Here is a 1,496-nt window from a genome sequence, read left to right as displayed (position 1 = left end):
TTGCCCTGGCTTGTCAAGGTCAATTTTCTTACGGGCAACCTTCCTCTTTGGGTGGCGGGCCTGGTGCTCCTACCGTCGGTTCAAATCTCGATTGTAGCAGCTTCATTCAATACTGCTTCTGGGCTGTCGGTCTCCCCTACTCTGCATCTTGGACAGGCGCTTATGCCACAGCCAGCGATCTTATTCCCATATCGTCCTCCAGCATACAGCCCGGCGATGTTCGGGTTGTATATGCGGCGGGCGGTGCGCAGGGCCACGTTCAGATGTATGTTGGCGGTGGTTCTTGGATTGAGTGTGCCGCTGGCTTTGGTGTCGGGCTTAACCTTTCAAACGGGTGGATGGAATCGCGGACCTGCCATTATTTTACCTATGCTGGTTTTTGAAGTGCGACGAATCGCCGCGTCTGTCCACCCTGCCGGGGGCAGGGTGGGGATGTCACAAGCCTCGGAACCCGTCAAGCGGCTTTCGCGGCATATCCTCATTCCGCTTCGCTGCATTCCGGTATTCCACGGTCCGTTTGACTGCTCCCGGTTCTTGTGGCGGCCTCTTATCAAGGCCGTAAGCGATAGCGCAAGCGCAACGCTTACGGCCCAATTTTTGAATTTGAAAGCGAGGGATACAAATGTTCGACTTCTATAGTTGCCCCTATGACCCCGACACCGGGCCAGTCCCCTGCGGTGAAAAAAACGAATGTGTCAAGTGTTGCTGGTTCAAATGCTGGCAACGATTGAACATCCCCACCGAGAACTGATTACTTAGTATCAACGGCTGCGACAAATCGTCGCACCCATTTTTTTCAAATAAGGACACGTTTATGAATCTCACACCCAACGAATTAGCTATCATGAAGGCTCTTTGGAGTGCGCCTCGACCTCTGACGCTCCAAGAAATTTTAGCTACCAGCCAACTGCATTGCAAAGGCAGGTCAATCTATATGCTGTTGAACAGTCTGATTCAAAAGGAGATGATCTGCGTCGTCGGTTATATCTACAGCGGGAAAAAGAGCAGCCGCGTTTTTTCCGCTACACTCTCTCCTGTCGAATACGCTGCGAAAATCGTTTCCATGGTCTTGCCCTCTGCTATGTATGACGAGTTTATTCATCACCTCGACCTCAAGTCTTGATTTGTTTTTTGTGGCACAAGTAAATACAAAAGACAAAGCCCAGGTACGACGAATCGTCGCACCTGGGCTTTTGCTTTTGCAAAAGGAGGTATGTTTCATGAAATCTGTTTTGGCCGCCGCAGGCATCCTGCTCTGTTTTTCTTTTTGGGGTGTGCCGGTCTTGGCCGCGCCTGCATCAGCACAAATCACTTTCGCCATATTGGATTTGCCGGATGATATGCAGGGGCGCTCGTTCATGGCTACGGTCAGTGCCGGCCCCAGTGACCCGCTGGCTGTTCAGACGATACTAAGCGACCTCAACGGATACACCGAAACGGTTTCCGTTGAACCCGGAACCTATTACTGCAACGCAGCGACGCAGTATGACCCCGCC

The 1,496-nt window shown here is 51.9% G+C and carries 3 protein-coding genes; all 3 read left to right on the top strand.

Annotated features, from left to right (window positions below; genetic code table 11):
• The coding region (locus Q0526_RS02845) for an NlpC/P60 family protein (protein WP_298730666.1) at positions 1-383 on the top strand (383 nt) is incomplete at its 5' end.
• 551 nt (positions 384-934) lie between these two features.
• Positions 935-1,123 (top strand): hypothetical protein, encoded by a 189-nt coding sequence (locus Q0526_RS02840; protein ID WP_298730663.1) that lies wholly within the window; start codon positions 935-937, stop codon positions 1,121-1,123.
• Between the two features lie 97 nt (positions 1,124-1,220).
• Positions 1,221-1,496 (top strand): hypothetical protein (locus Q0526_RS02835; RefSeq protein WP_298730661.1); only part of this gene is annotated, 276 nt, incomplete at its 3' end.

This window comes from uncultured Subdoligranulum sp., from assembly GCF_937890665.1.
The sequence above is the reverse complement of the archived record's forward strand: the minus strand, read 5'-3'. Positions and strand labels throughout refer to the sequence as shown.

Bases quoted from the DNA above. Each gene is read 5' to 3' on its own strand.
- Q0526_RS02840 (WP_298730663.1), top strand. From the start codon at position 935: ATGCTGTTGAACAGTCTGATTCAAAAGGAGATGATCTGCGTCGTCGGT.